Origin of the sequence: Pseudoalteromonas sp. M58, from assembly GCF_042604605.1 — a bacterium.
In the GTDB taxonomy this organism is placed as follows: Bacteria; Pseudomonadota; Gammaproteobacteria; order Enterobacterales; family Alteromonadaceae; genus Pseudoalteromonas; species Pseudoalteromonas tetraodonis.
In genome coordinates, this window is record NZ_CP152390.1 from 2,118,408 (window position 1) to 2,144,231 (window position 25,824).

General features: G+C 40.9%; 21 protein-coding genes, 10 tRNA genes and 4 pseudogenes. 22 read left to right on the forward strand and 13 right to left on the reverse strand.

Annotated elements, in window-relative coordinates; all coding sequences use genetic code 11:
• Positions 1–57: 57 nt before the first annotated feature.
• The 8 genes and pseudogenes from kdsA to hemA all read right to left on the reverse strand — a co-directional run bounded on the left by kdsA (position 58) and on the right by hemA (position 8,356).
• Positions 58–915 (reverse strand): annotated as a pseudogene (gene kdsA / locus AAGD16_RS09780) (3-deoxy-8-phosphooctulonate synthase).
• 9 nt (positions 916–924) lie between these two features.
• Positions 925–2,180, reverse strand: a pseudogene (locus AAGD16_RS09785) (DUF819 domain-containing protein).
• 21 nt (positions 2,181–2,201) lie between these two features.
• Positions 2,202–3,028 (reverse strand): annotated as a pseudogene (locus tag AAGD16_RS09790) (tetratricopeptide repeat protein).
• A 131-nt stretch (positions 3,029–3,159) separates the two neighbouring features.
• On the reverse strand, positions 3,160–3,534 hold the full coding sequence (locus tag AAGD16_RS09795) for a SirB2 family protein (protein WP_024602655.1): 375 nt from the start codon (positions 3,532–3,534) through the stop codon (positions 3,160–3,162).
• Between the two features lie 18 nt (positions 3,535–3,552).
• Positions 3,553–5,109: pseudogene (locus AAGD16_RS09800) on the reverse strand (DUF3369 domain-containing protein).
• 55 nt (positions 5,110–5,164) lie between these two features.
• Positions 5,165–6,004, reverse strand: coding sequence for a peptide chain release factor N(5)-glutamine methyltransferase (gene prmC, locus AAGD16_RS09805; RefSeq protein WP_036953989.1), 840 nt, complete (start codon positions 6,002–6,004; stop codon positions 5,165–5,167).
• A 2-nt stretch (positions 6,005–6,006) separates the two neighbouring features.
• Positions 6,007–7,092 carry a peptide chain release factor 1 gene (prfA, locus tag AAGD16_RS09810; RefSeq protein ID WP_008115176.1) on the reverse strand — a complete coding sequence of 362 codons (1,086 nt, stop codon included), beginning with the start codon at positions 7,090–7,092 and terminating at the stop codon, positions 6,007–6,009.
• A gap of 7 nt (positions 7,093–7,099) precedes the next feature.
• Positions 7,100–8,356, reverse strand: coding sequence for a glutamyl-tRNA reductase (hemA, locus tag AAGD16_RS09815; protein WP_024602657.1), 1,257 nt, complete (start codon positions 8,354–8,356; stop codon positions 7,100–7,102).
• Between the two features lie 83 nt (positions 8,357–8,439).
• Between hemA and lolB the strand changes: the two genes are divergently transcribed.
• The 16 genes from lolB to AAGD16_RS09895 all read left to right on the forward strand — a co-directional run bounded on the left by lolB (position 8,440) and on the right by AAGD16_RS09895 (position 14,981).
• Entirely contained in the window at positions 8,440–9,027 is a 588-nt protein-coding gene (lolB, locus tag AAGD16_RS09820; RefSeq protein ID WP_028834962.1) for a lipoprotein insertase outer membrane protein LolB, read from the forward strand.
• A 2-nt stretch (positions 9,028–9,029) separates the two neighbouring features.
• Positions 9,030–9,887: a 4-(cytidine 5'-diphospho)-2-C-methyl-D-erythritol kinase gene (gene ispE, locus AAGD16_RS09825; RefSeq protein WP_013465330.1), complete on the forward strand. Its 858-nt coding sequence runs from the start codon at positions 9,030–9,032 to the stop codon at positions 9,885–9,887.
• An 86-nt stretch (positions 9,888–9,973) separates the two neighbouring features.
• Positions 9,974–10,921: a ribose-phosphate pyrophosphokinase gene (locus AAGD16_RS09830; RefSeq protein WP_008115168.1), complete on the forward strand. Its 948-nt coding sequence runs from the start codon at positions 9,974–9,976 to the stop codon at positions 10,919–10,921.
• 149 nt (positions 10,922–11,070) lie between these two features.
• A complete protein-coding gene (locus tag AAGD16_RS09835; RefSeq protein WP_013465331.1) occupies positions 11,071–11,685 on the forward strand; it encodes a 50S ribosomal protein L25/general stress protein Ctc in 615 nt (204 codons plus the stop codon).
• A gap of 18 nt (positions 11,686–11,703) precedes the next feature.
• Positions 11,704–12,288, forward strand: coding sequence for an aminoacyl-tRNA hydrolase (pth, locus tag AAGD16_RS09840; RefSeq protein WP_008467968.1), 585 nt, complete (start codon positions 11,704–11,706; stop codon positions 12,286–12,288).
• Between the two features lie 53 nt (positions 12,289–12,341).
• Complete coding sequence (ychF, locus tag AAGD16_RS09845; RefSeq protein ID WP_008467970.1) at positions 12,342–13,433, forward strand: redox-regulated ATPase YchF; 1,092 nt, start codon at positions 12,342–12,344, stop codon at positions 13,431–13,433.
• Positions 13,434–13,755: 322 nt separating this feature from the next.
• A tRNA-Met gene (locus AAGD16_RS09850) sits at positions 13,756–13,832 on the forward strand.
• 69 nt (positions 13,833–13,901) lie between these two features.
• Positions 13,902–13,986 (forward strand) — tRNA-Leu (locus AAGD16_RS09855).
• 38 nt (positions 13,987–14,024) lie between these two features.
• A tRNA-Gln gene (locus AAGD16_RS09860) sits at positions 14,025–14,099 on the forward strand.
• A gap of 5 nt (positions 14,100–14,104) precedes the next feature.
• Positions 14,105–14,181: transfer RNA gene (locus tag AAGD16_RS09865), tRNA-Met, on the forward strand.
• A 95-nt stretch (positions 14,182–14,276) separates the two neighbouring features.
• A tRNA-Leu gene (locus AAGD16_RS09870) sits at positions 14,277–14,361 on the forward strand.
• A 41-nt stretch (positions 14,362–14,402) separates the two neighbouring features.
• A tRNA-Gln gene (locus tag AAGD16_RS09875) sits at positions 14,403–14,477 on the forward strand.
• Between the two features lie 66 nt (positions 14,478–14,543).
• A tRNA-Leu gene (locus AAGD16_RS09880) sits at positions 14,544–14,628 on the forward strand.
• A gap of 40 nt (positions 14,629–14,668) precedes the next feature.
• Positions 14,669–14,743, forward strand: a tRNA-Gln gene (locus AAGD16_RS09885).
• Between the two features lie 39 nt (positions 14,744–14,782).
• A tRNA-Leu gene (locus AAGD16_RS09890) sits at positions 14,783–14,867 on the forward strand.
• Between the two features lie 39 nt (positions 14,868–14,906).
• Positions 14,907–14,981 (forward strand) — tRNA-Gln (locus tag AAGD16_RS09895).
• 145 nt (positions 14,982–15,126) lie between these two features.
• Here AAGD16_RS09895 and AAGD16_RS09900 read toward each other — a convergent pair.
• On the reverse strand, positions 15,127–16,308 hold the full coding sequence (locus AAGD16_RS09900) for an FAD-dependent monooxygenase (RefSeq protein ID WP_036953941.1): 1,182 nt from the start codon (positions 16,306–16,308) through the stop codon (positions 15,127–15,129).
• Positions 16,309–16,564: 256 nt separating this feature from the next.
• Here AAGD16_RS09900 and miaB point away from each other — a divergent pair, with 256 nt between their 5' ends.
• From miaB to lnt, 5 genes are read left to right on the forward strand one after another with little or no spacing between them, the layout of a single operon-like run.
• Entirely contained in the window at positions 16,565–18,010 is a 1,446-nt protein-coding gene (gene miaB, locus AAGD16_RS09905; RefSeq protein WP_008467975.1) for a tRNA (N6-isopentenyl adenosine(37)-C2)-methylthiotransferase MiaB, read from the forward strand.
• 54 nt (positions 18,011–18,064) lie between these two features.
• Positions 18,065–19,123: a PhoH family protein gene (locus AAGD16_RS09910; protein WP_008115160.1), complete on the forward strand. Its 1,059-nt coding sequence runs from the start codon at positions 18,065–18,067 to the stop codon at positions 19,121–19,123.
• Positions 19,124–19,127: 4 nt separating this feature from the next.
• Positions 19,128–19,586 carry an rRNA maturation RNase YbeY gene (gene ybeY / locus AAGD16_RS09915; protein WP_008115159.1) on the forward strand — a complete coding sequence of 153 codons (459 nt, stop codon included), beginning with the start codon at positions 19,128–19,130 and terminating at the stop codon, positions 19,584–19,586.
• A gap of 22 nt (positions 19,587–19,608) precedes the next feature.
• The gene (gene corC / locus AAGD16_RS09920) at positions 19,609–20,493 is read left to right on the forward strand and encodes a CNNM family magnesium/cobalt transport protein CorC (protein ID WP_013465334.1); all 885 of its coding nucleotides are present in this window, start codon (positions 19,609–19,611) and stop codon (positions 20,491–20,493) included.
• Positions 20,474–22,024 (forward strand): apolipoprotein N-acyltransferase, encoded by a 1,551-nt coding sequence (gene lnt, locus AAGD16_RS09925; RefSeq protein ID WP_377111449.1) that lies wholly within the window; start codon positions 20,474–20,476, stop codon positions 22,022–22,024. Before corC ends, lnt begins: the two co-directional genes overlap by 20 nt.
• Positions 22,025–22,091: 67 nt before the next feature.
• Here lnt and AAGD16_RS09930 read toward each other — a convergent pair whose 3' ends face one another.
• The 3 genes from AAGD16_RS09930 to AAGD16_RS09940 are packed head-to-tail and all read right to left on the reverse strand — an operon-like array spanning position 22,092 to position 24,523.
• Positions 22,092–22,583, reverse strand: a complete 492-nt coding sequence (locus tag AAGD16_RS09930; protein ID WP_096038582.1) for a hypothetical protein — start codon at positions 22,581–22,583, stop codon at positions 22,092–22,094.
• Positions 22,584–22,635: 52 nt separating this feature from the next.
• A complete protein-coding gene (locus AAGD16_RS09935) occupies positions 22,636–23,487 on the reverse strand; it encodes an alpha/beta hydrolase (protein ID WP_377111452.1) in 852 nt (283 codons plus the stop codon).
• A 25-nt stretch (positions 23,488–23,512) separates the two neighbouring features.
• Complete coding sequence (locus tag AAGD16_RS09940) at positions 23,513–24,523, reverse strand: RDD family protein (protein WP_024601597.1); 1,011 nt, start codon at positions 24,521–24,523, stop codon at positions 23,513–23,515.
• Between the two features lie 186 nt (positions 24,524–24,709).
• Between AAGD16_RS09940 and AAGD16_RS09945 the strand changes: the two genes are divergently transcribed.
• Positions 24,710–25,234: a CIA30 family protein gene (locus tag AAGD16_RS09945; RefSeq protein WP_036953930.1), complete on the forward strand. Its 525-nt coding sequence runs from the start codon at positions 24,710–24,712 to the stop codon at positions 25,232–25,234.
• 56 nt (positions 25,235–25,290) lie between these two features.
• On the opposite strand, the gene AAGD16_RS09950 is transcribed toward AAGD16_RS09945, so the two are convergent.
• A complete protein-coding gene (locus AAGD16_RS09950; protein ID WP_036953927.1) occupies positions 25,291–25,803 on the reverse strand; it encodes a hypothetical protein in 513 nt (170 codons plus the stop codon).
• Between the last annotated feature and the right edge of the window lie 21 nt (positions 25,804–25,824).

Sequence of the window (25,824 nt, forward strand, 5' to 3'; positions counted from 1 at the left end):
GTATATTCAAGCCATAAAAAAAGCGACCTAAGTCGCTTTTTAAAGTGCTAATCAACTTTATAAATCGCTAGCACTGGTATCAAGAGGGGCAAAGCTCTTGATTAAATCATCAACCGCTTTCATTTGCGATAAGTACCCTTCTAACTTGCTCAATGCTAATGCACAGGGGCCATCACATTTTGCTTCATTTGGATTGGGGTGCGCTTCAATAAATAAGCCTGCAATACCCAATGCCATGCCGCTACGAGCAAGTTCGGCAGCTTGAGCACGACGACCATCGGCTGAGTCAGCTCGACCGCCAGGACCTGCAATGCATGAGTTGCATCAAATATAACGGGAGCCATGGTTTTCATATCATCCATACCTAGCATATCAACCACTAGGTTATTATAGCCAAAGCTTGAACCACGTTCACATAAGGCCACATTATTATTTCCGGCTTCATTAAATTTAGTAATGATATGACGCATTTCATGCGGAGCTAAAAACTGTGGCTTTTTCACATTAATAATCGCGCCTGTTTTAGCCATTGCAACCACCAAGTCTGTTTGACGAGCCAAAAACGCCGGTAGCTGAATAACATCAACAACCTCTGCAACCGGTGCTGCTTGATGAGGTTCATGTACATCGGTGATAAGCGGAATATTAAAGGTATTTTTAATCTCTTCAAATATCTTTAAGCCTTCTTCCATGCCTGGACCACGGTAAGAATTGATGGACGAGCGATTGGCTTTATCAAATGACGCCTTGAATACATAAGGAATATTTAATTTAGTGGTCACTTCAACATAATGCTCGGCAATACGCATCGCTCGCTAAGTCGCGTGATTCAAGCACATTCATGCCACCAAATAAAACAAAAGGTTTATTATTTGCCAGTTCTATTTCATTGATATTAATAACTTGGTTATTCATTTTAATTCCTTATGGTGCAACTGCTTGCATCATTAATCCACAAATATACGCCATATATGTACCTACACCATAGCCAAGTACAGCTAATAATACGCCGACCGGTGCCAGTGACGGATGAAACGCAGCAGCCACAACAGGGGCAGACGCTGCGCCACCTACATTGGCCTGTGAGCCAACAGCCATATAAAATAACGGCGCTTTAATTAATTTAGCCACAATGAGCATTAAGCTTGCGTGAGTTAACATCCAAATTGCACCAATAACAAAATACATCGGTGAATCAAAAATCGCCATTACATTCATATGCAGGCCAATCGATGCCACTAAAATATACAAAAAGGCTGACGCCACTTTCGATGAACCAAACGCCTCAATATGGCGTACTTTGGTAAACGATAAGCAAATACCTATCGTCGTTGATATAACAATAAGCCAAAAGAACTTACTGTTTAAACTGTATTCTTTTGCCCACGCATAATTATTGGCAAAGAAGGGCCCTAAAATATCTGCACAAAAGTGCGCTAAACCGGTAATACCAAAGGCAATAGCAATAATCATCATGTAATCATTTAGCGTTGGCATACGCGCATGCTCTGCATGGTATTTTTCAACACGTTGCTTTAAGTCTTCAATCGCGGTGGTATCTGCACCGGCTTTAGCGTCAATCGCTTTATGATTAGCTGCCATTAATAATAATACTGCCATCCATAAATTAGCCACTATCACATCCACGGTGACCATGGCTGAGAAAATATCGCCACCCACTTCAAACATTTCTTTCATAGATGCTTGGTTTGCACCGCCACCAATCCAGCTACCTGCAATGGTTGTCATACCACGCCAAACAGCGTCAGGGCCATGTCCCCCTACCGCTTCTGGATAAACAGCACTCATTATTAAAATAGCTAATGGGCCGCCAATCACAATACCTGCGGTGCCGGTTAAAAACATAATTAATGCTTTAGGACCTAAATTAATAATCGCTTTTAAATCAATACTGATAGTAAGCAAAATTAAACACGCTGGCAGTAAATATCGCGAAGCGACGTAATATACGTTAGATTGAGAACCATCAACAATACCAAAGGTATTTAACAATGACGGCAAAAAAAATAACACAGCAATAATGCCGGTACATATTTATAAAATGCCACAAGACCTGGGCGTTGACTATTTGAGGTTTTGAAAATAAACCCTAAAATAATCGCCAATAAACCAAGTACAACGGCATCATTGGTAATTAATGCAGTTTGGGGATCAGCCATAACATTTCCTATTTTTTATTCTTAGTGGTGAGTTTTATGATTGTCTTCAAGTTCTTCAATTTGATGTAGAATGATTTCAATAGCAGGATCATCAGGACATTCATCAACAAAAAACTGTAAATCATCTCGTGCCATTTTAGGGCAGCCAAGCTGATTTAGTAAATAACCTCTGTCGCGTCGCTCATAGGGATCATCACCTAACATTTCCATTAATAAATCGACGCAAGTTAATGCATGACCAAATTTATTTTCACTAATGAAAGACCATTTTTGCTGCGCTAAAAATAATTTATACACTTCGTCTTCAAAAATAAGCTCTAAAGGCTCTTGTTCTTGAGGGTTTTCTTCATCAATATTTTCAGGAATGATGTACCAACTTTGTTGGCCACTGCTAGGGTCGACAAGATAACCCTCTTCATCACTCATTGCGACGTGAATGCCCACTTCGCCTTGAGTTATGCTTACACTGGCATCGAGTTTAGCATGCTGTAAAAAGTGGCATAACAAAATAGCTAAGGTTGTCGGTGTGCCACTGCGCATAGACAAGGTGTAGCTGATGCTATTTAACTTATACTCAGGAACTTTCAAGCTTGATGCACTAAATAGCCACTCACTATAAAAGCTATCAGTAGTTTATCTAGGCGATCGTGTTCGTCCGGCATCTGCTGACAAATAGACTCTATTTGCTGCTCAAACGCAGTGAGTATTTCAAGACTTGGTGTTAAGTCTATTTGAGGGTCCCATTTAGCTTCCGCTTTTATACAACGATATATAGCCGGCGGCAAAAAATCATCGTAAGCATCTTCTATATAAGATTCATCGTGTTCATCAAACCCGAGGGTGGTCATTCATACTACAACATTCTAGAAAACGAGGACGTAGTTTACCTAATTTTAAAGCTAGATACCAATAATCAGAAATGAATTGAAGAGGTAAGCTTTACACCTTTGGTGTGCAAAGCTTAAATAGGCATTGTTAATTATAACAACAGCGGTGCTTTCGCTGTTGCTAAGTAACCAATAGCTAAAATAACAGCGGTGTTAAGTACTAAAAATACGACTTTTGGAACGGTTGTCGTTTGTTTAGCGCTAATAATACCCACAACAATATAAACGATAACTAGAATAATTTTTTCTAATAACCAAAGCTGCTCTAATGGGTTTATTTTAGCCATTGCCATTAAGCCGATGGCTGAGACAATTAATAAAGTGTCTATACTGTGGCTACCAATAAAAACCAATTTATTTTTGGCAAGGCTGCCACTGCCCATGCGAGAAAAAGAACGTACGTAAAATAAAATAATACTCACTAGCGCAATGGCCATGTGTGAGTGTTTTAATGCTAAATAATCCATATGTATTGTTACTTCTGTTTAGTTATGTGTTTTGTCAGGAAAGCGTAAAAGTACCGCTTCGAGGTCTTCAAGTTTATCATTAAATACATCAACAAGTTTAGGATCAAAATGCGTTCCTTTATTTGCGTTGATCTCCGCAACCGCTTCTTCAAGTGTCCACGCACCTTTATAGCAACGTTTATGGCGCAGTGCATCATACACATCAGCCAATGCCACTATTCTGGCAAAAATATCAATACTCTCCCCCTTTAATCCACTAGGGTAACCAGAACCATCCCCTTTTTTCGTGGTGCTGCTGTGCGATTAATGCCCCTGCGCTGACTATTTTACGCGGTGAATCTTTCAAAATAGCATAGCCTTTTCCAGCATGAGTTTTCATAACTTCCCACTCTTCGCTATTTAACTTGCCAGGCTTATTTAAAATTGCATCCGGAATACCTATTTTACCCACATCATGTAAAGGCGATGCAAAGCGAATTAAATTCGCTTGCTCTTCAGATAACCCGTAGGCTAATGCTAATTCATAGCAAATATAAGCAACCCGTTTTACATGATTACCCGTTTCGCACGAGCGCTGTTCAACGGCTTCACTTAAACGATAAACAAGCTCTTGTTGTGTGGCTTCAACTTCAGTATGTAACTGCACATTTTCAAATGCCAACTGCACATTTTGAGAAAAGATTTCAATTAGGTTTCGTTGTGTATCCGTCAACTTTGACGGCACACCTGATACAAACAACATTGAATTATGGTTAAATTTACTGCTGCAATAAGCGCAAACAAATAATCATCTCTGTACACAATTGCTTTGTTAGCAAGGGCCTCTTGGCACGCTTGTAATTGATCTTCTGCTAGTACGGTTTCTAGCTCTTCTCCCTCGCGCTTAGCAAAATCGCCGGTACCAGAGCAAACAATCAGTTTTTTATTCATCTCCTCTGACGGATTTTGTGCAACTAAGGTGGTGGCATACATGGCTTCATCAGCAACGTTTAGTAAAGAAGTAAGCTGCTGCATCACGCCTTCAATAAAGTTATCCATTGAATGGGTTGCAAAAATATTGCGCGAAGCGGTGATTATTTTTTCTAGCCCCTCACGCGATTGCTCAATCGAAATAATATCGCGATACGAGCGAAGACTTGCCATCATAACGGTGAATAGTTTTTGTGCGGTAAGTTCTGTTTTAGATTTATAGTCATTAATATCGTAATTTACGATTACTTGGCGCTCGGGTGCTTGGCCTGGCTGCCCGGTTCGTAGAATAATGCGAATATAATTATTTTTAACGGTATCACGAATGTATTTTGCTACTTGCAAACCCGCATCGTCTGTTTCCATAACAACATCGAGTAGGATGATGGCCGCATCAGGATGATCATCAATCAACTTTTTCGCTTCTGCGCCTGAATAAGCACTAATAAACTCCAAGCGTCTATCTTGAAACTTAAAATCACTCAACGCTAAACGCGTAACAGCATGAACCTCGGGTTCATCATCAACAATTAGAACTTTCCATGTTCCTTGCTCTTCACTTACTACTTCAGGTGGTTGTTCATTTGAAAATAAAAAATCTTCCATCACAAAGAGTTCCTTAAAACATATGCAAACAAACAACGGGGCTATTTTTAATAAGTTAAGGCCATTGTCCGAAAGTTACGCGGTCGTTATTACCAAGATCTTTCACTGTGCTTACATTTATAAACGCCATTTGGTTGAATATATGGCGAACAGCTGCACTTTGCTCAAATCCGTGTTCAATTAAAAGATAGCCATTAGAATGTAAATAGTCACGTGATTGTGTAATTATTTGTTTAATATCAGCTAATCCAGCATCATCTGCAACCAATGCAGACAAAGGCTCAAAGCGCACATCACCTTGGTGCAAGTGTTTATCGTTATATTCTATATAGGGAGGGTTGGTTACAATTAGATCAAATTTTTTATTATTTAACGCGCTAAACCAATTGCTTTGTTCAACACACACATTATTTATCGCTAATCGTTTTTGATTACGTTTGGCCAGTGCCACCGCATCATCAATACGATCAACGGCAATAATATCCCATGTAGGCATTTCACTTCCAAGCGCAAGTGCAATTGCTCCAGTGCCTGTGCCCAAATCGAGCACTTTGGCGTCATTTGGTACATTACATGCAAGCGCAAGCTCAACTAAGGTTTCTGTATCAGGGCGAGGAATGAGTGTTGTTGGATTTACTTCAAGCTGTAAACTCCAAAACTCACGATACCCTGTAATGTGCGAAACAGGCTCGCCGTTTAAACGACGCTCACATGCACGCTCAAACGCTTGTGATTGCTCATCCGTTAATTGTTTTTCTGGCCAAGTAAATAAATAACTACGTGGCTTTTGTAAAATATTAAGCAGTAGTACTTGAGCATCTAACTTTGCGCTATCACTACTTGATGCTAATAAATTAGCACCGGTAGTAATAGCGTTTTCAACAGTGAGGTTCACGATTAATCGTCGCCCATCGCTGCTAATAAGTCGGCCTGATGCTCTTGCATTAGCGGCTCAACCACAGCGCCTAAATCACCAGCTACCACTTCGTTTAAACGATAAAGCGTTAAGTTAATACGGTGATCGGTAATACGCCCCTGCGGATAGTTGTATGTGCGAATACGCTCAGAACGATCGCCACTGCCCACTAAATTACGACGTTCAGACGCCTCAGCAGCATGACGTTTTTCATCTTCAGCCTGTTGCAAACGCGCTGCCAATACCGACATCGCTTTTGCACGGTTTTTATGTTGAGAACGCTCATCTTGACACTCAACCACAACACCGGTTGGTAAATGAGTAATACGAATGGCAGAGTCGGTTTTATTAACGTGCTGACCACCCGCGCCCGATGCTCTAAAGGTATCAACTTTAATATCGGCGGTATTAATTTCTATGGCTTCGGCTTCTGGCACTTCAGCCATGACAGCAACAGTACAGGCTGAGGTATGTACGCGCCCTTGTGACTCAGTTTCTGGGACGCGCTGTACACGGTGCACGCCTGATTCAAATTTTAATTGCCCATACACACCTTCACCGCTGATGTTAGCAATTACTTCTTTGTAGCCGCCATGTTCACCTTCGTTGGTCGTCACAACTTCTACTTTCCATTTTTTTGTTTCTGCGTAGCGGCTGTACATTCTAAACAAGTCGCCAGCAAAAATAGCGGCCTCGTCGCCCCCTGTTCCGGCGCGAACTTCTAAAAACACGTTGTTATTGTCTTTTGGATCTTTAGGCAACATAAGCACTTGAATGTCGTCCTCTAAAGTCGAAATTTGTGCTTTTGCTTCTTTATATTCTTCTTGTGCCATTTCGCGCATTTCAGGATCTGAATCTTTTAGCATTTCTTCAGCGCTACTCAAGTCTTCCTGTGCTTGCTGGTATGCTAAAAACGTTTTCACCACTTCTTCAAGCTCAGAGTATTCTTTTGAAAGAGTACGGAAGCGGTTTTGATCACTAATGACCGATGGGTCACTTAGTAGCGCTTGAACTTCTTCGTAACGCTCAACTAAGGTTTCTAATTTACGATAAACGGACTCTTTCATTTAACTGTTATTCCTGATCTATACCTAACATTTTTTTCAATTGGTTTAACTGAGCCACTTCACCTTTTTTCGCTGCATCTTGGATGGCACGGGTAGGCGCGTGCATTAAGCGATTGGTTAATTTATTGGCCAGCTCTAAAATTACTTTTTCTGCATCTTTACCTGTATTTAGCTGACTAAGCGCCCTATCTACAAGTTCTGCTTTTGTTGTTTGTACATCATTACGGTAGTGGCGAATTAAATCCACGGAATCAAGCGAGCGCAACCACATAAAAAACTCTTTGGTGCGCTCACTAATAATAATTTGTGCTTGCTCTGCCGCCTGCTCACGAGCAGCCATGTTTTCACTAACAATGGCTTGTAAGTCATCGACCGAGTACAAGTAGGCGTCGTCGAGTTCACCGACTTGGCTTTCAATATCGCGTGGTACAGCTATATCAATAAACAGCATCGGCTTATAGCGGCGTTGTTTCAGTGCTTGCTCAACTACACCTTTACCAATAATGGGCAAAGTGCTGGCGGTGGAGCTAATCACAATATCAGCTTGATGCAAACGTTCAGGCAATTGTGCCAACGCAATAACATCGGCTGATACTTCATCGGCTAAACTGCGCGCTCTTTCTATTGTTCTGTTGGCAACAGTAATTTTTTGCGGCTCATTTTGGTATAAATGTTTTGCTACCAGCTCTATGGTTTCACCGGCACCAATGAGTAACACCTTGGTTTTATCCAGCTTTCCATAAATATGCTTTGCTAAATTAACTGCCGCAAAGGCAACCGATACAGCACTGGCACCAATGTTGGTTTCGGTACGGACTTCTTTTGCCACCGAAAACGTTTTTTGAAACAAACGGTCAAACGTAACGCCCACCGCATCATGGGTTTTGGCACTATTATAGGCTTGTTTTATTTGCCCTAAAATTTGTGGTTCGCCTAACACCAGCGAGTCAAGCCCACAGGCTACACGCATCAAATGATTTATTGCAGCGCTGTCTTCATGACAGTAGATATTTTTACTCAGTTCATGTTCATCTAAACCATGGAAACTGGCCAACCATTGCAACAATGTTTGGGAATTTTGCTGTGCAAGGCTACAATACACCTCAGTGCGATTACAGGTAGAGACAATAACCGCTTCATTAAAGTCGGCATGGCCACTTAATTGTTGTAGCGCCTCTGAAATTTGCTCAGGCGAAAAGGCCACTTTTTCTCGTAATTCTACGGATGCGGTTTTGTGATTAATACCAAGTGCTATTATGGTCATATCTGCCAAATATTGCTGAGCCCTACTACATAGGCGGCAATTTTATCAAAAATCTCAGGAATATGGAAAGTAAGGAACAACATTTGACTCGACAATATTTGATTTTAACACTGCTATTTGTATTTTTAACCGGCTGCGCAAGTAAAAACAATTACAAAACAGAGCTTTACGAAGACTGGAAGTTACGCCTTGGCGAGCAAAAAACTTGGCAAGTAGACGGTAAACTTGCGTTTATTAGCCCAGATGAGCGCCAATCTGCCAACTTAAATTGGCAACAAACACAAAATAGTAATTATTTAGTGTTAACCACGTTTATTGGCACACGGATTTTATCGCTTAAACAAACCGCAGTCGGCGCCGAATTAATCTTTGATGACCAACCGTATTTTGATAGTAACGCCAGTGCACTTTTACAACGTTTAACAGGGTTTACTTTACCGGTTAATAACGCAGGCCCATGGTTAAAAGCTACCATTGACGATCACACCCTAGAAATTGATCAGTTAGGGCGTGCTAAAAGCGTGTTATGGTTTGATGATAATGGCAAAAAGTGGCAAATAAGTTACACAAGTTACGTCCAAAAATACGGTTTTTGGTTACCGAATGCTTTAACCTTAACCCATGAAAAGATTAAAATTAAAATCAAACTCTATGACTGGCAGTTTAACTAACTATGTATACTCACTCTGAATTTTCGCTGATTGCCCCAGCCAAGCTTAATTTATTTTTACACATTAATGGCCGCCGTGATGATGGCTACCATGAATTAGAAACTTTATTTACGTTTTTAAATTATGGTGACGAGCTCCATTTTAAACTAAGCACGGATACTCTTATAAGTATTAGCGGCGACACCAATGGCATTGCGCTAACCGACAATTTGATTTACAAAGCGGCGTTATTATTACAAACCCACTGTAAAGTGGATATGGGTGCAAAAATAAATTTAACTAAACGCTTACCCATGGGTGGAGGTGTTGGAGGCGGTTCATCCGATGCTGCATCAACGCTTTTAGCTCTTAATACGCTTTGGAATACAGCCCTATCTTTAGATGAACTGGCTGATTTAGGCCTGAAACTCGGTGCTGATGTGCCTGTGTTCATTAAAGGTAAAAGTGCCATAGCACATGGCATTGGCGAGCAATTAGAGTACCTAGAACTGCCGCCGAAGTGGTATTGTGTTGTCTTCCCAAATCAACATGTCAGCACAGCACAAATATTTACTCACCCAGATTTAAAACGTGATACACCAAAACTTTCTGGCGACTGGCAACAGCAAATTTTAACCAACGATTGTGAGCCTTTAGTGAAAAAGCTGTGCCCCGAGGTTGAAAAAACCCTGCAGTGGTTGCTAAAATACGCTCCATCAAAGATGACCGGAACAGGTTCATGTTGTTTTGTTGAATTTGCTAGCCAAGTTCAAGCACAAGATGTACTTGCTAACCTCCCCCATACTTGGCAGGGTTTTATCGCATCCAGCGTTAGTACCTCTCCTGCTCATACGGAGTTAGCCGCCATCATTGATAAATGAAGTAACGTACAAGTAATCATAAGTTAACCTACTTTGTTCACTCAATGTAAGTTAGTCCAAAAATTCAGTGCCTGAGGAACCCTACCGTGCCTGACATGAAGCTCTTCGCTGGTAACGCAACACCTGACCTAGCTCAAAAAGTTGCAAAACGTTTATATATTGAATTAGGCGATGCTGTTGTTGGCCGTTTTAGTGACGGTGAGATCAGTGTTCAAATTAATGAAAATGTTCGTGGCTCGGATGTTTTTATCTTGCAATCAACCTGTGCCCCTACTAACGATAACCTGATGGAACTTATCGTTATGGTTGATGCGTTACGCCGTGCATCTGCCGGTCGTATCACTGCTGTTATCCCTTATTTTGGTTATGCTCGTCAAGATCGTCGCGTACGTTCTGCCCGTGTACCAATTACAGCTAAAGTGGTTGCGGATTTCTTATCAAGTGTAGGTGTTGACCGCGTTCTTACGGTTGATTTACACGCTGAGCAAATCCAAGGCTTCTTTGATGTACCAGTGGATAACGTATTTGGTAGCCCTGTACTATTAGAAGATATGAAAAACCGCGACTTTGATGACGTGGTTGTTGTATCACCTGATATTGGTGGCGTGGTGCGTGCCCGTGCAATTGCAAAACTATTAAACGATACCGACTTAGCAATTATCGATAAACGTCGCCCTCAAGCTAACGTTTCTCAAGTAATGCACATTATTGGTGACGTTGAAGGCCGCGATTGTATTATTGTTGATGACATGATTGATACCGGTGGTACATTGTGTAAAGCCGCTGAAGCCCTTAAAGAGCATGGTGCTAAACGTGTATTTGCTTACGCTACTCACCCTATTCTTTCTGGTACAGCTGCAGAAAACTTACGTAATTCTGTGATTGACGAAGTGATTGTAACTGACTCAATTCCACTGTCTGACGAACTAAAAGCGCTTGATATTGTTAAAGTATTAACGCTTGCAGATATGTTAGCAGAGACTATTCGTCGCATTAGCAACGAAGAATCTATCTCGGCAATGTTTGAACACTAAAGTTAAACATTAATGAGTATAAAAGCGCCTTTTGGCGCTTTTTTTGTAAGCGATGTTTATTTTATAAACCCGCAGTGGTATGATAGCGCGCCTTTTGGCTAGGGACCTTGGTCGCAAAGGCCCTAACACTTTTAATTATTGGAGACATCATGTCTAACACAACTTATACTTATGACGCTGAACTTCGCGTAGAAACTGGTACTGGTGCGAGCCGCCGCCTACGTCGCGAAGACAAAGTGCCGGCAATCCTTTATGGAGCTGATAAAGAAGCGGTATCGCTTACTTTTGCTCATAAAGATATGATCAAAGCACAAGAAGACGAAGGCTTTTACACTCACATCCTTACATTAAATGTAGGTGGCGAGAAAGTTGAAGCAATCTTAAAAGATATCCAACGTCACCCTTTCAAGCCTAAGCTTACTCACCTTGATTTCCAACGTGTAGACGCAACTCATAAACTAGTAACTAAGGTTCCTTTACACTTCATCGGTGAAGAGAAAGTAACTAAGTTAGGTGCAACTGTTGTTCACCAGTTAACTGAAGTTGAGATTTCTTGTCTTCCTAAGTCACTTCCAGAATTCATCGAAGTAGACGTATCTGATCTTGTTGCTGGTGATTCAATCCACCTTACAGATCTTGCGTTCCCTAAAGGTGTTCAATCTGTTGAGCTTGGTAAAGGCGAAGGCCACGATCAGTCTATCGTTACTATCAAAGCTAACAAAGCAGCTCCAACTGAAGACGACGCTTCAGACGCTGCAGAATAATATTTAAGGTCTCGCACCTTGAATTCTATTCAAATGCTTGTGGGCCTGGCTAATCCAGGCCCCGAATACGCAAATACACGCCACAACGCAGGTGCTTGGTTCATTCAAGAACTCGCTGCACGCTACAACTGCACGCTAAAACACGACCCTAAATATCACGGCCTTACTGGTAAAGTGATTATTCAAGGCAAAGAATTCAAATTACTGATCCCCACCACTTACATGAACTTAAGTGGCAAAGCGGTGAGTAGTTTAGCCAATTTTTTTAAAATCCCCGTGGAAGACATACTTGTTGCCCATGATGAATTGGATTTAGACCCGGGCGTTGCTAAATTAAAAAAAGGCGGCGGACATGGCGGTCATAATGGCTTAAAAGACATTATTGCAAAAATGGCAAATCAAAAAGACTTTATGCGCTTACGCATAGGTGTAGGTCATCCAGGACATCGCGAAATGGTCACCGGTTGGGTGCTTGGTAAAGCAGCCAAGGACGATCAAGAAAAAATGGATGCCGCAGTTGATGAAGCAGTTCGTTGTATGGAAATACTTGCTAAAGACGGTGTGTTAAAAGCACAAAACAGACTACATTCGTTTAAACCCTAATTTTTGGGTATACGGTCGCACGTATTAAACGAATCTAAACAAGGTATCTTACTATGGGTTTTAAATGTGGCATCGTTGGCTTGCCTAATGTTGGTAAATCAACACTTTTCAATGCATTGACTAAAGCGGGTATTGAAGCCGCTAACTTTCCTTTTTGTACCATTGAACCTAATACAGGTGTGGTACCGGTGCCAGATCCTCGCCTAGACGAACTTGCTAAAATTGTTAACCCACAACGTATTCTTACAACCAGTATGGAATTTGTGGATATTGCAGGTTTAGTTAAAGGTGCATCGAAAGGTGAAGGCCTAGGCAATCAGTTTTTAGCAAATATCCGTGAAACAGATGCGATTGGCCATGTAGTTCGTTGTTTTGAAGATGAAAACGTTATTCACGTTGCTGGTACTATCGACCCTGCTGACGATATTGACGTGATCAACACCGAGCTAGTTCTTGCTGATATGGACAGTGCTGATAAAGCAATGTTCCGTAATGCAAAAAAAGCAAAAGGTGGCGATAAAGACGCTAAAGAGCAAAATGCGGTACTTGAAAAAGTAAAAGTGCATCTTGATGAAGGCTTAACTTTACGTTCTTTAGCGCTAACAAAAGAAGAAAAAGCAGCCATTGCGCCTATTAACTTCTTAACTATCAAGCCAACTATGTATATTGCTAACGTGGCTGAAGACGGATTTGAAAATAACCCATTGCTAGATCGTGTCCGTGAAATAGCGGCTGCTGAAGATGCGGTTGTTGTGCCTGTGTGTGCAGCTATCGAATCTGAGCTATCTGAGCTTGACGAAGAAGACAAATTAGAGTTTATGGCTGACCTTGGTCTTGAAGAGCCAGGACTTAACCTTGTTATTCGTGGTGGCTATGAGCTACTACATTTGCAAACTTACTTTACTGCGGGTGTAAAAGAAGTACGTGCATGGACTATCCCAGTGGGTGCAACAGCGCCACAAGCAGCGGGTAAAATTCATACCGACTTTGAACGTGGCTTTATCCGCGCACAAACAATTGCTTTTGATGACTTTATTGCATTTAAAGGTGAAAGCGGTGCAAAAGAAGCAGGTAAAATGCGCCAAGAAGGGAAAGAGTACATTGTTAAAGATGGCGATGTAATGAACTTCTTGTTCAACGTATAATTAAACATTGCACCACGTTAAGTGGCTCATTGTTTTTTAAAGGCTCGTTTTTACGGGCCTTTTTATTTTTCAGCCGAATAAAAGTAATAATTAGTCTACCCTTACTATAGGCTTAGAATTGTAAGGCAAAGCCAAAATTACAATACAAAGCTCACAAAGAGTGTTAAAAAAGCAACGTTTTAATTAAAAAGTAGCCGGTTAGCCTATTTTTCCTGCAAACAAACCAACTTAAGTGTTTTTTTGCAAAAAAGGTGTTGACGAATTTGGGGCATATCAGCATAATACGCCCCGCACTCAGCGATGAAGTGTTAACAAAAAAGATGGCTAAGTAGCTCAGCTGGTTAGAGCACATCACTCATAATGATGGGGTCACAGGTTCAAATCCCGTCTTAGCCACCATTTATTTTTTGTTGCTCAATGAAGAGTTTAAAATAACTACCATTTCTTTGATTAATTCAAAGTGATAATGCGGGAGTGGCGGAATTGGTAGACGCGCTGGATTTAGGTTCCAGTATCTTAGGATGTGAGAGTTCAAGTCTCTCCTTCCGCACCATATTCTTGATAAGAATTAAAACTATCAATTGTTATTGTTGGGATATCGCCAAGCGGTAAGGCACCAGGTTTTGATCCTGGCATTCCCAGGTTCAAATCCTGGTATCCCAGCCAACAATGGCTAAGTAGCTCAGCTGGTTAGAGCACATCACTCATAATGATGGGGTCACAGGTTCAAATCCCGTCTTAGCCACCATTTCTTTTTTAGAAGTGGCTCTGCAAGAGTTAAATTGCAGCTCAATGAAGAGTTTAAAATAACTACCATTTCTTTGATTAATTCAAAGTGATAATGCGGGAGTGGCGGAATTGGTAGACGCGCTGGATTTAGGTTCCAGTATCTTAGGATGTGAGAGTTCAAGTCTCTCCTTCCGCACCATATTCTTTGATAAGAATTAAAATTATCAGCAATTTCTTAGTTGGGATATCGCCAAGCGGTAAGGCACCAGGTTTTGATCCTGGCATTCCCAGGTTCAAATCCTGGTATCCCAGCCAACTTCTTCTACCAAAGAATGTTGAATTAAGAAATACTCTGTTAGGAGTATAAACATAAATTTGTATGCGGGAGTGGCGGAATTGGTAGACGCGCTGGATTTAGGTTCCAGTATCTTAGGATGTGAGAGTTCAAGTCTCTCCTTCCGCACCACATTCTTGATAAGAATTAAAATTATCAGCAATTTCTTAGTTGGGATATCGCCAAGCGGTAAGGCACCAGGTTTTGATCCTGGCATTCCCAGGTTCAAATCCTGGTATCCCAGCCAACTTCTTCTACCAAAGAATGTTGTATAAGAATAAGAACTGCGGGAGTGGCGGAATTGGTAGACGCGCTGGATTTAGGTTCCAGTATCTTAGGATGTGAGAGTTCAAGTCTCTCCTTCCGCACCATGTTCTTAATTAGAACTAAAACTCATCCAAATTTAGAGTTGGGATATCGCCAAGCGGTAAGGCACCAGGTTTTGATCCTGGCATTCCCAGGTTCAAATCCTGGTATCCCAGCCAATTTGCACACATCTTTGATTACACTTCACGATTTATCCTAAACTCCAATTATATAATTTATATCTTTTATTCTTTTTCTACCTTTATAACCTACACCACTTTTTCTTGGCATAAAAAAAGACCCAAGTTTGAGCCTTTTCATCAACTAACTAAGCTCACCACTTATTGCGTATTTTAATACCCAGTTTTTTACCGGCCCTGTATTATTAGCTAACTTTAAAAATGTGCTGCGCGCCCATTTTAATGGGGCTATTTGGTTTGAGAAACCAAAGTAGCAAGCATCCATCATACTCATCATTAATAAATTAGCGTTACGACGACTACGTTCGTACTCTTTAAGCATTAGCGGGCAACCTACATCATCAGCTGTACGCAACACTTCAGCTAAGGCAGCCACATCTTGAAAACCTAAATTAACGCCCTGTCCTGCCAGAGGATTAATGGTGTGCGCCGCATCACCCACTAAAACGAGTCGCCCTTGTGAATAATTATTAGCATGCTGCCTTGCTAGAGGAAATATAGCATGGCTTTGTACTTCAAAATCACCAGCGAGCTTTGGAAACTTTTCAATAATATGAGCTTTTAATGCGCTAGGTTGTAGGGCTTTAAATGCTTTGAGGGTATTTGCATCGTCATACCAAATTAAATTTGCATAAGGTGCTTGCATAGGTAAAAACGCAACAGGCCCTGTAGGTGTAAACTGCTGCCATGTTTTAACTTGTTGTGGTGCATCGAGCTTTATTAGCACGCCCATACAATGCTGCTGATATTGCCACCCAGTTATACCAATATTGGCTTTGCTACGTAATTGTGATTGCCCACCATCGGCTGCAATGACTAAATCAGCAGTATAGCTTTGTTCGTTATAGTGCAAGGTAATGCTATCAGGGTTTTGCTCTATTGCAGTTAAAGCCGATGAAGGATTAATCATTTCAATATTATGCTGCTCAAATTGCTGCCATAAGCTTGCTTGAATTAACTTATTCTCGATTAAATGACCTAAATGCGTGGTATTGATGGCATGGCAATCAAACAATAAATGATCGTTACCACGCTCAAAAGCTTCTAATTGCTCATAGGGAGCGAGTCTATTTTCGCGCAGCAATGGCATAGCACCAAGCTGATCAAGCAGTTTTTCCGAAAAGCGGTTAATAGCTGATACACGTATATCAACTGCATCACTACTAAGCACTAGTGATGCATCTATTGGGTGTTTTTCAATAACACGTACGGCTTTACCTTGTTGCGCTAATTTAATAGCCATAGCGGCACCAACCATGCCGCCGCCTACTACAATTACATTATTTTTAGCCATGTTTTTCATCATTTTACTTCTGACTTAACTCTACTTTGATTGTATCGTAATTAGTTTGCTCTGTGTGAGCGCTTCGCTTAATTCTCTTATTAAACCCATACTATATTGATTTCAGATCACAAACATGAAATCTATACTTGGTTTTGAGCGTGTATCCAGCTAAAATACGCGTCCTTTAAGTCGAGCAAAATTTAATAATTGCGCCACTTATACCTGTTTCTAGCACATGTTTGTGCCACTATCGAATTGAACACGAGGCTATATTTCAATGAGCAAAAAGCTGCATATTAAAACCTGGGGTTGTCAGATGAACGAATACGACTCTCAGAAAATGGCTGATCTTCTAGATGCGACCAACGGCTATCAGCTAACTGAAGAAGCTGCTGATGCTGATGTTATATTACTTAACACCTGTTCAATTCGTGAAAAAGCGCAAGAAAAAGTATTCCACCAATTAGGTCGTTGGAAGTTATTAAAAGATGACAAACCAGACCTAATTATTGGTGTTGGCGGCTGTGTAGCATCGCAAGAAGGCGATTCAATTCGTCAACGCGCGCCGTTTGTCGATGTTATTTTTGGCCCACAAACATTGCACCGTTTACCTGAAATGATCAAACAAGTGCAAGGTAACAAAGGGTCATCAGTGGTTGATATTTCATTCCCAGAGATTGAAAAATTTGACCGTCTTCCTGAGCCAAAAGCAGAAGGTCCTTCTGCGTTTGTATCAATTATGGAAGGGTGTTCTAAATACTGTACTTTTTGTGTTGTACCTTACACGCGTGGTGAAGAAGTAAGTCGCCCTGTTGATGACGTGTTATTAGAGGTTGCACAGTTAGCCGAGCAAGGCGTACGTGAAGTTAACTTACTAGGTCAAAACGTAAATGCGTACCGTGGTGATACACACGATGGTGAAATTTGCTATTTCTCAGACCTTATCCGTTTAGTAGCCGCAATTGACGGGATTGACCGTATTCGTTACACCACTTCACACCCCGTTGAGTTTACGCCTGACATAATTGATGCGTATGCCGATGTGCCTGAGCTGGTTGATCACTTACACCTTCCAGTACAAAGTGGCTCAGATCGTGTTTTAAACTTAATGAAACGCGGCCATACTGCACTTGAGTACAAATCAACTATTCGTAAGCTACGTAAAATTCGCCCTAACTTAAGTATGTCGTCAGATTTCATCATAGGTTTCCCAGGTGAAAGCAAGGCCGATTTTGAAGCGACCATGAACCTTATCAACGATATTGGTTTTGATATGAGCTTTAGCTTTATTTACAGTGCACGCCCAGGTACGCCAGCGGCCGATTTGCCAGATGACGTAACCGAGCAAGAGAAAAAAGAGCGCCTGTACTTATTACAAAACCGTATTACACAAATGGCACAGCAAATTAGCCGCCAAATGTTTGATACCGAACAACGTATTTTAGTTGAAGGTCCTTCTAAGAAGAACCCAATGGAATTACGTGGCCGAACTGAAAACAACCGTGTAGTTAACTTTGTTGGCCCACACACAGTGATCGGTCAGTTTGTTGATGTACGTATTACCGAGGCACTACCAAACTCTTTACGTGGCGATTTAATTCGTACAGAATCAGAAATGAACTTACGCCGCGAAATTGCCCCTTCTGCTATTTTAACCAAAGCAGCGAGTGAGCAGAAAACCGAGACAGCTAACGAAATTGGCGTTGCTACTTTCGTACCTTAGTTGCAAAAATTCATTGCGCCAGTTAACGCTGGCGCACTGTAATAGGAAGTAATTTTGAGTAATCAGTTAAAAACATTAGAGATTTATTTAGAACCTGCCGACAACAAACGCCTTTCTTCATTATGTGGCCCGTTTGACGAAAACATCAAACAAATTGAACGCCGTCTAGGTGTTGAAATTATTCATCGTGATAACTTTTTTAAAGTAACCGGTAAACTACACAGTAGCGCCGGCGCGGTAGAGATCTTAAAAAACCTTTATATTGATACTCAGCCTGTACGTGGGGAAATTGGCGAAATTGAGCCTGACAATGTCCATTTAGCCATCACTGAGTCTAAAGCGCTTGAGCAAGATACCTCAAGTAGCGCCTACGGCAAAGAAATGATGATTAAAACCCGTCGTGGCGTTATTAAACCGCGTAACGATAACCAAGGCTTGTATGTTGCTAATATTTTGCACCACGACATTACCTTTGGTATTGGCCCTGCGGGTACAGGTAAAACCTATCTTGCCGTTGCGGCGGCAGTTGATGCACTAGAGCGCCAAGAAATACGTCGTATATTGCTCACTCGCCCTGCGGTTGAAGCGGGTGAAAAACTTGGCTTTTTACCCGGTGATTTAAGCCAAAAAATAGACCCTTACTTACGCCCACTTTACGATGCCTTATTTGAAATGCTTGGCTTTGAGCGTGTTGAAAAGCTGATTGAAAAAAATATCATCGAAATTGCGCCACTGGCTTATATGCGCGGACGCACACTTAATGATGCGTTTATTATTTTAGATGAAAGTCAAAATACCACTACAGAGCAAATGAAAATGTTCTTAACCCGTATTGGCTTTAATTCTAAAGCGGTGATCACCGGCGACATAACCCAAGTTGATTTACCTCGTGGTGCGCGCTCTGGTCTTCGTCATGCTATTGAAGTGTTAGATGGCGTTGATGAAATTAGCTTTAACTTTTTCAAATCGCATGATGTAGTACGCCACCCTGTGGTAGCGCGTATTGTTGAAGCCTATGAGCGCAACGACGAACGTGAGCGCCTTAAGCGATTAGAAAAACAACAAGCCAAAGAAGCGCTTGCCGCTCATGAGCAACCTGCGACTAAAGAGTAATACCGTGAAAACAGAACTTGATTTACAAATAGCGTGTGAGTTTGACAACTTACCCAGCCTTGAGCAGTTTGCAATGTGGGCCGATAAAGTACTTAGCCAATACCGCGATGAGTCTGAGCTGACCATTGTCATTAGCGATGAAGCACAGTCGCAACAGCTCAATAATGACTACCGTGGTAAAAATAAGCCTACCAACGTATTATCGTTTGAATTTGAAGCGCCACCGGGTATTGATATCCCACTTGTGGGTGACTTAATTATTTGTCCAGCCATCGTTTTGGCTGAGGCGCAAGAGCAAGAAAAGTCATTTCATGACCACTTTGCCCATATGGTTATTCATGGATGCTTGCATTTACTTGGATTTGACCATATAAAGAGTGAAGATGCGTTAGAGATGGAAAGTATAGAAAAGCAATTACTTGCTGAACTAAACATAGCAGACCCATACCGGGACGATATTTAAATAAACGGAGCAATTAGACGTAATGAGCGACGATAACTCGCAATCTAGCCAGGGTTCTTCTGGCAGGACTTGGCTGGGCCGTATAACCCACATGTTGCAAGGGGAACCCCAGAATAGAGAAGAGCTGGTTGAGGTGATTGCCGATGCCCAAGAGCGGGATGTAATCGATCCTGAAACCAAAGAAATGATTGAAGGTGTGCTTGGTGTGTCTGAGCTTAAAGTGCGAGATATTATGATACCGCGCTCACAAATGGTCACTTTGGAAATTGATAGCCCGCTTGAAGAGCATATACCTATGATGGTTGACTCTACCCACTCTCGTTTTCCGGTTGTGTGTGAAGATAAAGACCATGTAGAAGGGATTTTACTCGCAAAAGACTTATTACCTCTCATTTTAAACAAAGATGAGCATTTACCATCGCTACGTGACTATTTACGTCCAGCTATGGTGGTGCCTGAAAGTAAACGGGTTGATACCCTGCTTAACGAATTTCGTCAGCAACGCTACCATATGGCGATTGTGATTGATGAATACGGCGGCGTATCTGGTTTGGTCACCATTGAAGATATTCTTGAGATCATTGTTGGCGAAATCGAAGATGAGCACGATGAAGAAGAAGAACAACAAGATATTCGTCAACTAGCTAAACATGTTTACGTTGTGCAAGCACTAACCCCTGTAGATGACTTTAACGAGCATTTTAAATCAGGCTATAGTTCGCAAGACGCCGATACTATTGGTGGTACCGTATTACATGCCTTTGGCCATATGCCGAGTCGTGGCGAAACCATTGATATAGACGGATTTCAGTTTAAAGTAACTAATTCTGATAACCGTCGTATATTACAACTGCAAGTCACCATTCCTAAGGCTGATGATAACGACAGTGAAGAAACTGCTAACTAGCCTCACCCTACTAGCAAAAGATAAAAAAGCATGGCTCGCACTGGTTGCGGGCCTTGTTTTGACTTTTAGCTACGCGCCTTTTGGTATTTGGCCAATTGTATTTTTTAGCTTGGCCGCATTATTTTATTGTATCCCTGCAAACCTCACCGGAAAAAAACACGCTAAAACCGCGGCTAAATATGGCTTTATATTTGGTCTAGGCTGGTTTGGTGCAGGCATTAGCTGGGTGCATGTATCTATTGCCACCTTTGGTGGTATGCCACTTATCGCTTCCATTTCGTTAATGGTATTGCTGTGCAGCTACCTTGCATTATTTCCTGCGTTGGCACTATGGGCAACCACTCGTTTTTCAAACGGCTCTATAAATTTTGCAGCGCTACTACTACCTTGTTTTGCGATTAGTGAGTATTTGCGAGCCAACCTATTAACCGGTTTTCCTTGGTTAAGCTTTGGCTATACACAAACCGACAGTCCACTTAATGCCCTTGCTCCTTTTATTGGTGAATTTGGAGTCACGCTATTATGTATTGCCATTGGTTTTGCATTGTACTGCTTAACCCAAAAACAATATAAAGTGCCTGCTATTACCGCTGCTGTGGTTGTTTTAGCTTTTGCAGGTGCACATTTTACAAAGGCACCCCATTACTCCAATAAAGACCTTTCTGTGCTGCTTGTACAAGGTAATATAAAACAACACTTGCGCTTTGACCCCAGTGAGTTTTGGACCACCATGAGTAAGTATCAGGATATGACGCGCCGTCACTGGGATGCTGATTTAATTGTGTGGCCTGAAGCCGCAGTCCCTGAAATAGAAGCCCTCGCTGATTCATATTTAGCAGGCTTAGACAGTGCAGCCTCATTCAATAAAACTGCATTAGTGACCGGTATTGTCGATTACCAACGCGACACTAAAACCATTTTCAATACGCTAATTGTGGTCGGTAACAAAGAGCAAAATGATGAACACGGTCACTATCGTTACTTAGACAGTAACCGCTATCAAAAACATCAATTACTGCCGATTGGTGAGTTTGTTCCCTTTGAAGACATACTACGCCCCATAGCTCCGTTATTTGATTTACCTATGTCGTCGTTCTCTCGCGGTGATAAAGTGCAAAATAACTTACGCGCGAATGGTTTTAATCTACTGCCCGCTATTTGCTATGAAATAGTCTTTGCCGATTTAGTGCGGGGTAACTACAAAAGCGACTCTGATTTACTATTTACCGTAAGCAACGATGCCTGGTTTGGTGATTCAATCGGCCCCCACCAGCATATGCAAATTGCCCGCATGCGCGCCCTTGAACTACAGCGCCCATTGGTACGTGTTACCAACAACGGCATAAGCGGTGTATATGACCCCATAAGCCAAACACGCCAAACTATGCCACAGTTTGAAGCTACTACTCTCAAAGCCAATATAAAGCTCATACAAGGGGATAGCGTGTATAGCCAATACGGCAATATGGTTGTGTGGGGAGTAATGGTGTTGTTGGGTATGATTGGATTTGGGGTTAGGTTTAGCAAGTGAATGGAGTTGATAGCTGTCGGTTGTCAGCTATCAGTATATAAATACAACCCCAATAATTTAGTAAGATTTAAACATCAGGGTAATTTTTTATCCATTGATCAGTACACCCTCTTTCAAGATAAATTGAGATTGTTTTCTTTAAAAGACGACTTGTCATGTCCATTAATGCAGTTGTTCCCCCAGTAATTGCATTTTTCTCATAAATATAGCGACTTTCAATAAAGGTATGTCGATATCTTTCAATCAGTATCAATGAAAGGTCGCTTGAAAATTTATGCTTAATTGAAGTTGGTAACGCATTAAATAGATACACCAAATCATGTGCATTTTCTTTTTTATTAAGAACCTTAGCGTTAAATTGATATTTTTCGTTTATTAATCCATCACTGCTTACTACTTTGCAGTTAAAGCTTTTAAGTAATATCTCCAAAGCTAATGCTGCATTAGCTATCGAAATACTAATTGAATGACTCCACATAAGCTCTGATGCCTTCAAATATAGATATGATGTTTCAATCATATGAGGAGCTAAAACCCAATCATAGCTGTCATCGTTCATAGCCTTTCCTTAAAAATAATCTAAATATTTTTATTCTTATAAAACTAGGTTTCTAGTTACTTAATAATTCTTTAATCCCATAATACCAACTAAGTGCGGCGACTGTGCCATGGGTTTCATCTTCAAAATAACGTTGATTTATAACTAAATTATCGCTCGGGTGCGCTTTTAACTTTTTAGCAAACGCTAAACCCCATTGGTAATTTATTTTACCAATTTCGCCAAACGCTTCGACATTATTTGCAAAGGTAAAATACACATTGCCGTTAAGCTGCTTATTTATAAATTGGTTATCATTAAAATAACGATTGAGGTAGTTATTATCCCACAGATAGGTTGCATCAATAATTAAGTAATCTGTAAATAGCGCATGGTTGGTAAGCAATACATAGCTGGCAAATAAGCCACCGAAAGACTCGCCAATTAATACGCGTTTAGTTGATGTCCGGTAATTTTTATTAATGAGTGGAATAAGTTCTTTTTCAAAAAAGGCGCTGTAGTTTAAGGCGTTGCCGATATTTTCAAATCTTTCTAGGAGTTTACCGTTAAATGTCCGATCAACATTGGTTGGGGTAAAGTCACGCTCTCTTATCGCATTTTTACTATTAGGAATGGCTACTATAATTGCTTGCTGTATTTGCTGCTCTAGCCGGTCCGTACTAAGTGTCTCTACTAGCCCAGCTACGGCTTTTAGATGTGTTTGGTCACCATCGAGCAAGTAAATAACTGGATATACTTTATTAGGGTTTTCATTATAGCTTGGCGGTAAATAAACGCTAAAGCTGCGTTGCTCACCTAAAATAACAGACGTAAGCTGATGCGTTTTTGCGAACACAATATTTTCTGACGCATACGAAACCGTAATAAAATACAGATCAATAAATACAATTAATAAAGCTTTCATAACCATCCTTGTAATAAGAGCAAAGTTAACTTTTAACAGTCTCTTCTACCGTTTGCACATTTACAACTTGGTTAATACTCCCTTTAATAACCACCGTGGCTGATATTTTATCTTGAATAGCTTGTCTGTTTGGGTCCCAGTACACTTGTAAAAAGCCTAACAAGCCGGTGGCAAAACCTGCGCCGTAACCACCGTAGCGGCCAAAACAATCAAGTAAACCTAGCGGTTCACCACTTAATGCAACCACTCGGGTGTTACAGAGCTTTTTACCAGGGGTTTGACCGCGCCATAATAAAGAAAACAGTGTGAAGTACACAGTCGCCCAGCCAAAACCCAAACCTAAATCTTGAATAATACCTTTACCCCACTGCAAAATACTGTGCGTGGTTGTTTGTGCGGGCTTATCTTCTATTAACTGCGCAAGCTTTAATTCATTATTTTCACCAAACACTAATAATTGTAAAAATGCTTTTGCAAGTTGTGGGTTTTGTAAGTCGTCCATTTCGGCTAATTTGGGTACTTGCCCTATCAAATTATCAAGCGCATTTTGTTGGCAAAGTTGCTCACAGCTTTCGTCGGCTGTTTGCACTAAGTAGGCATTTACCTGCTTTTTTTCTGTGGAGGTAAGCTGAATGTCATCCTGTATTTTTAAGCCTTTAACAGTTAAGCCTTGAACAGGGTCATCGCCTTCTAAGTAATCTATGCCAATTGAAAGCACAGCAAGAGCGCTTACAAATAAAATACTTGCTGCTACTATTTTTAATATTCTTCGCCACACACTCGACATTTTAGGAAGGTATTGCTGCGCCGTTCCTTTGTAAAAAGCCATCGCAGCAACGAATGCAATAATAGTTGCACTGAGCTTTGCAGCTATGAATATTAATGCAACATCAATAATCATAGCTAATGCGCGCCGAGTCGGCGAAGCCAAAGGCAAGCCAAGTAAAGCATTATCAACCTCAAAGGCATATGGCGTGATCACTTCTCGAGTTTCGGCTTTAGATAACGCTAATTGTTCTAATTCTTGTGCTTTCATTATTATACTTGTTATTAAAATAGGTAACGCGATTAAATTACGCGCTTTTTAATTTTTGCTCAAGCGAATAAAATGGATAACGAGAGTTCACATTGAAAATAGCCGCTAGTAATAGATTAATTCTTAAAAGAGTGAACAATTAATCTATCGTATCGTATTAAATATAAAAGCTACGAGGAAGAGCTTATGACAACCAAACAACTCTCATCACTTTTCGTTTTTCACTTACTGTTTGCCACAACCGAGGCAAACGCCAATGCTCGCTGGTATGTAGTGAATGATTCGGTGATGGGTGGCATTTCTAATAGTCAGGTTTTGTATGAAAACGACAATTTAGTGTTTACAGGCAATGTATCGCTTGCAAACAATGGCGGGTTTGCTTCTATTCGAACGCTATTGGATGTACAAAGCCAAGACATCACTAAAATTATGCTACGTGTTAAGGGCGATGGTCAAACCTATCAATTACGTTTAAGAACCAATGAGTACATGGATGGTGCGGCTTATACCCGCTCGTTTAGTACCACAAAGAGCGAGTGGCTTAATATTGAGTTTTTACCTGAGGATTTTCAGCTTACTTATCGCGGCCGCTTACTTGAACAACAACCTACAATTAACTTTAAAGATGTAAGGCAGCTTGGGTTTATGATTGCAGGTAAACAGGCGGGAGAATTTAGGCTTGAGGTTGAAAAAATTGAGTTTAAAAACTAACTTTTCTGCGTACATTACAAGGTTAAATAACCTGAACTAATACAGTTAGACTTTGGTTAAATAGTAAAGTCGTCGCCTCGCCTTTTCATTTCGTTGATTACTAGCTCAATAATTTGTTGTTTTATTGCTGCCTGCTGTGACTTTACCTCACTAAGTTGCAGCTCCAATCTATTTATCTCTTCTTGTTGTTGCTCGGTTTTATACTTTTTAGCTCCCATATGCTCAGCATCCATAGTTAAGCGACTATCGTCTTCAGCTGGCCCATATTGGCTATTATCTATGGTTAAACTCCGTTGTACCGTACCCTGCTTAAGCTTATTTACTTGTTCTTGCAATGCAACTACTTGCTGGGTGAAATATTTATATGCCTTTTCTAAATTTTGATATTGCTCAGCAAATGTTGCGTTATCTTCGCTGTATTTTTGAACCTTAGCATCTAAAAACTCTGATAAAACATAGTCAGGTTCTTCCTCTGATTTATCATCAATGCGTTGCTGTTCTGATTCTATTAAAGGCTGGTTGTTGTAATTAGATGCTTGATATTGGATTGAGGCGGTTGAAATCTTCATTATTTTATCCCTAAAATGAAT

Bases quoted from the DNA above. Each gene is read 5' to 3' on its own strand.
- ispE (WP_013465330.1), top strand. From the start codon at position 9,030: ATGTATACTCACTCTGAATTTTCGCTGATTGCCCCAGCCAAGCTTAAT.
- ychF (WP_008467970.1), top strand. From the start codon at position 12,342: ATGGGTTTTAAATGTGGCATCGTTGGCTTGCCTAATGTTGGTAAATCA.
- miaB (WP_008467975.1), top strand. From the start codon at position 16,565: ATGAGCAAAAAGCTGCATATTAAAACCTGGGGTTGTCAGATGAACGAA.
- hemA (WP_024602657.1), bottom strand. From the start codon at position 8,356: ATGACCATAATAGCACTTGGTATTAATCACAAAACCGCATCCGTAGAA.
- AAGD16_RS09945 (WP_036953930.1), top strand. From the start codon at position 24,710: ATGACAACCAAACAACTCTCATCACTTTTCGTTTTTCACTTACTGTTT.
- AAGD16_RS09900 (WP_036953941.1), bottom strand. From the start codon at position 16,308: ATGATGAAAAACATGGCTAAAAATAATGTAATTGTAGTAGGCGGCGGC.
- corC (WP_013465334.1), top strand. From the start codon at position 19,609: ATGAGCGACGATAACTCGCAATCTAGCCAGGGTTCTTCTGGCAGGACT.
- AAGD16_RS09950 (WP_036953927.1), bottom strand. From the start codon at position 25,803: ATGAAGATTTCAACCGCCTCAATCCAATATCAAGCATCTAATTACAAC.
- AAGD16_RS09930 (WP_096038582.1), bottom strand. From the start codon at position 22,583: ATGAACGATGACAGCTATGATTGGGTTTTAGCTCCTCATATGATTGAA.
- prfA (WP_008115176.1), bottom strand. From the start codon at position 7,092: ATGAAAGAGTCCGTTTATCGTAAATTAGAAACCTTAGTTGAGCGTTAC.
- AAGD16_RS09940 (WP_024601597.1), bottom strand. From the start codon at position 24,523: ATGAAAGCACAAGAATTAGAACAATTAGCGTTATCTAAAGCCGAAACT.
- AAGD16_RS09935 (WP_377111452.1), bottom strand. From the start codon at position 23,487: ATGAAAGCTTTATTAATTGTATTTATTGATCTGTATTTTATTACGGTT.
- AAGD16_RS09795 (WP_024602655.1), bottom strand. From the start codon at position 3,534: ATGGATTATTTAGCATTAAAACACTCACACATGGCCATTGCGCTAGTG.
- AAGD16_RS09835 (WP_013465331.1), top strand. From the start codon at position 11,071: ATGTCTAACACAACTTATACTTATGACGCTGAACTTCGCGTAGAAACT.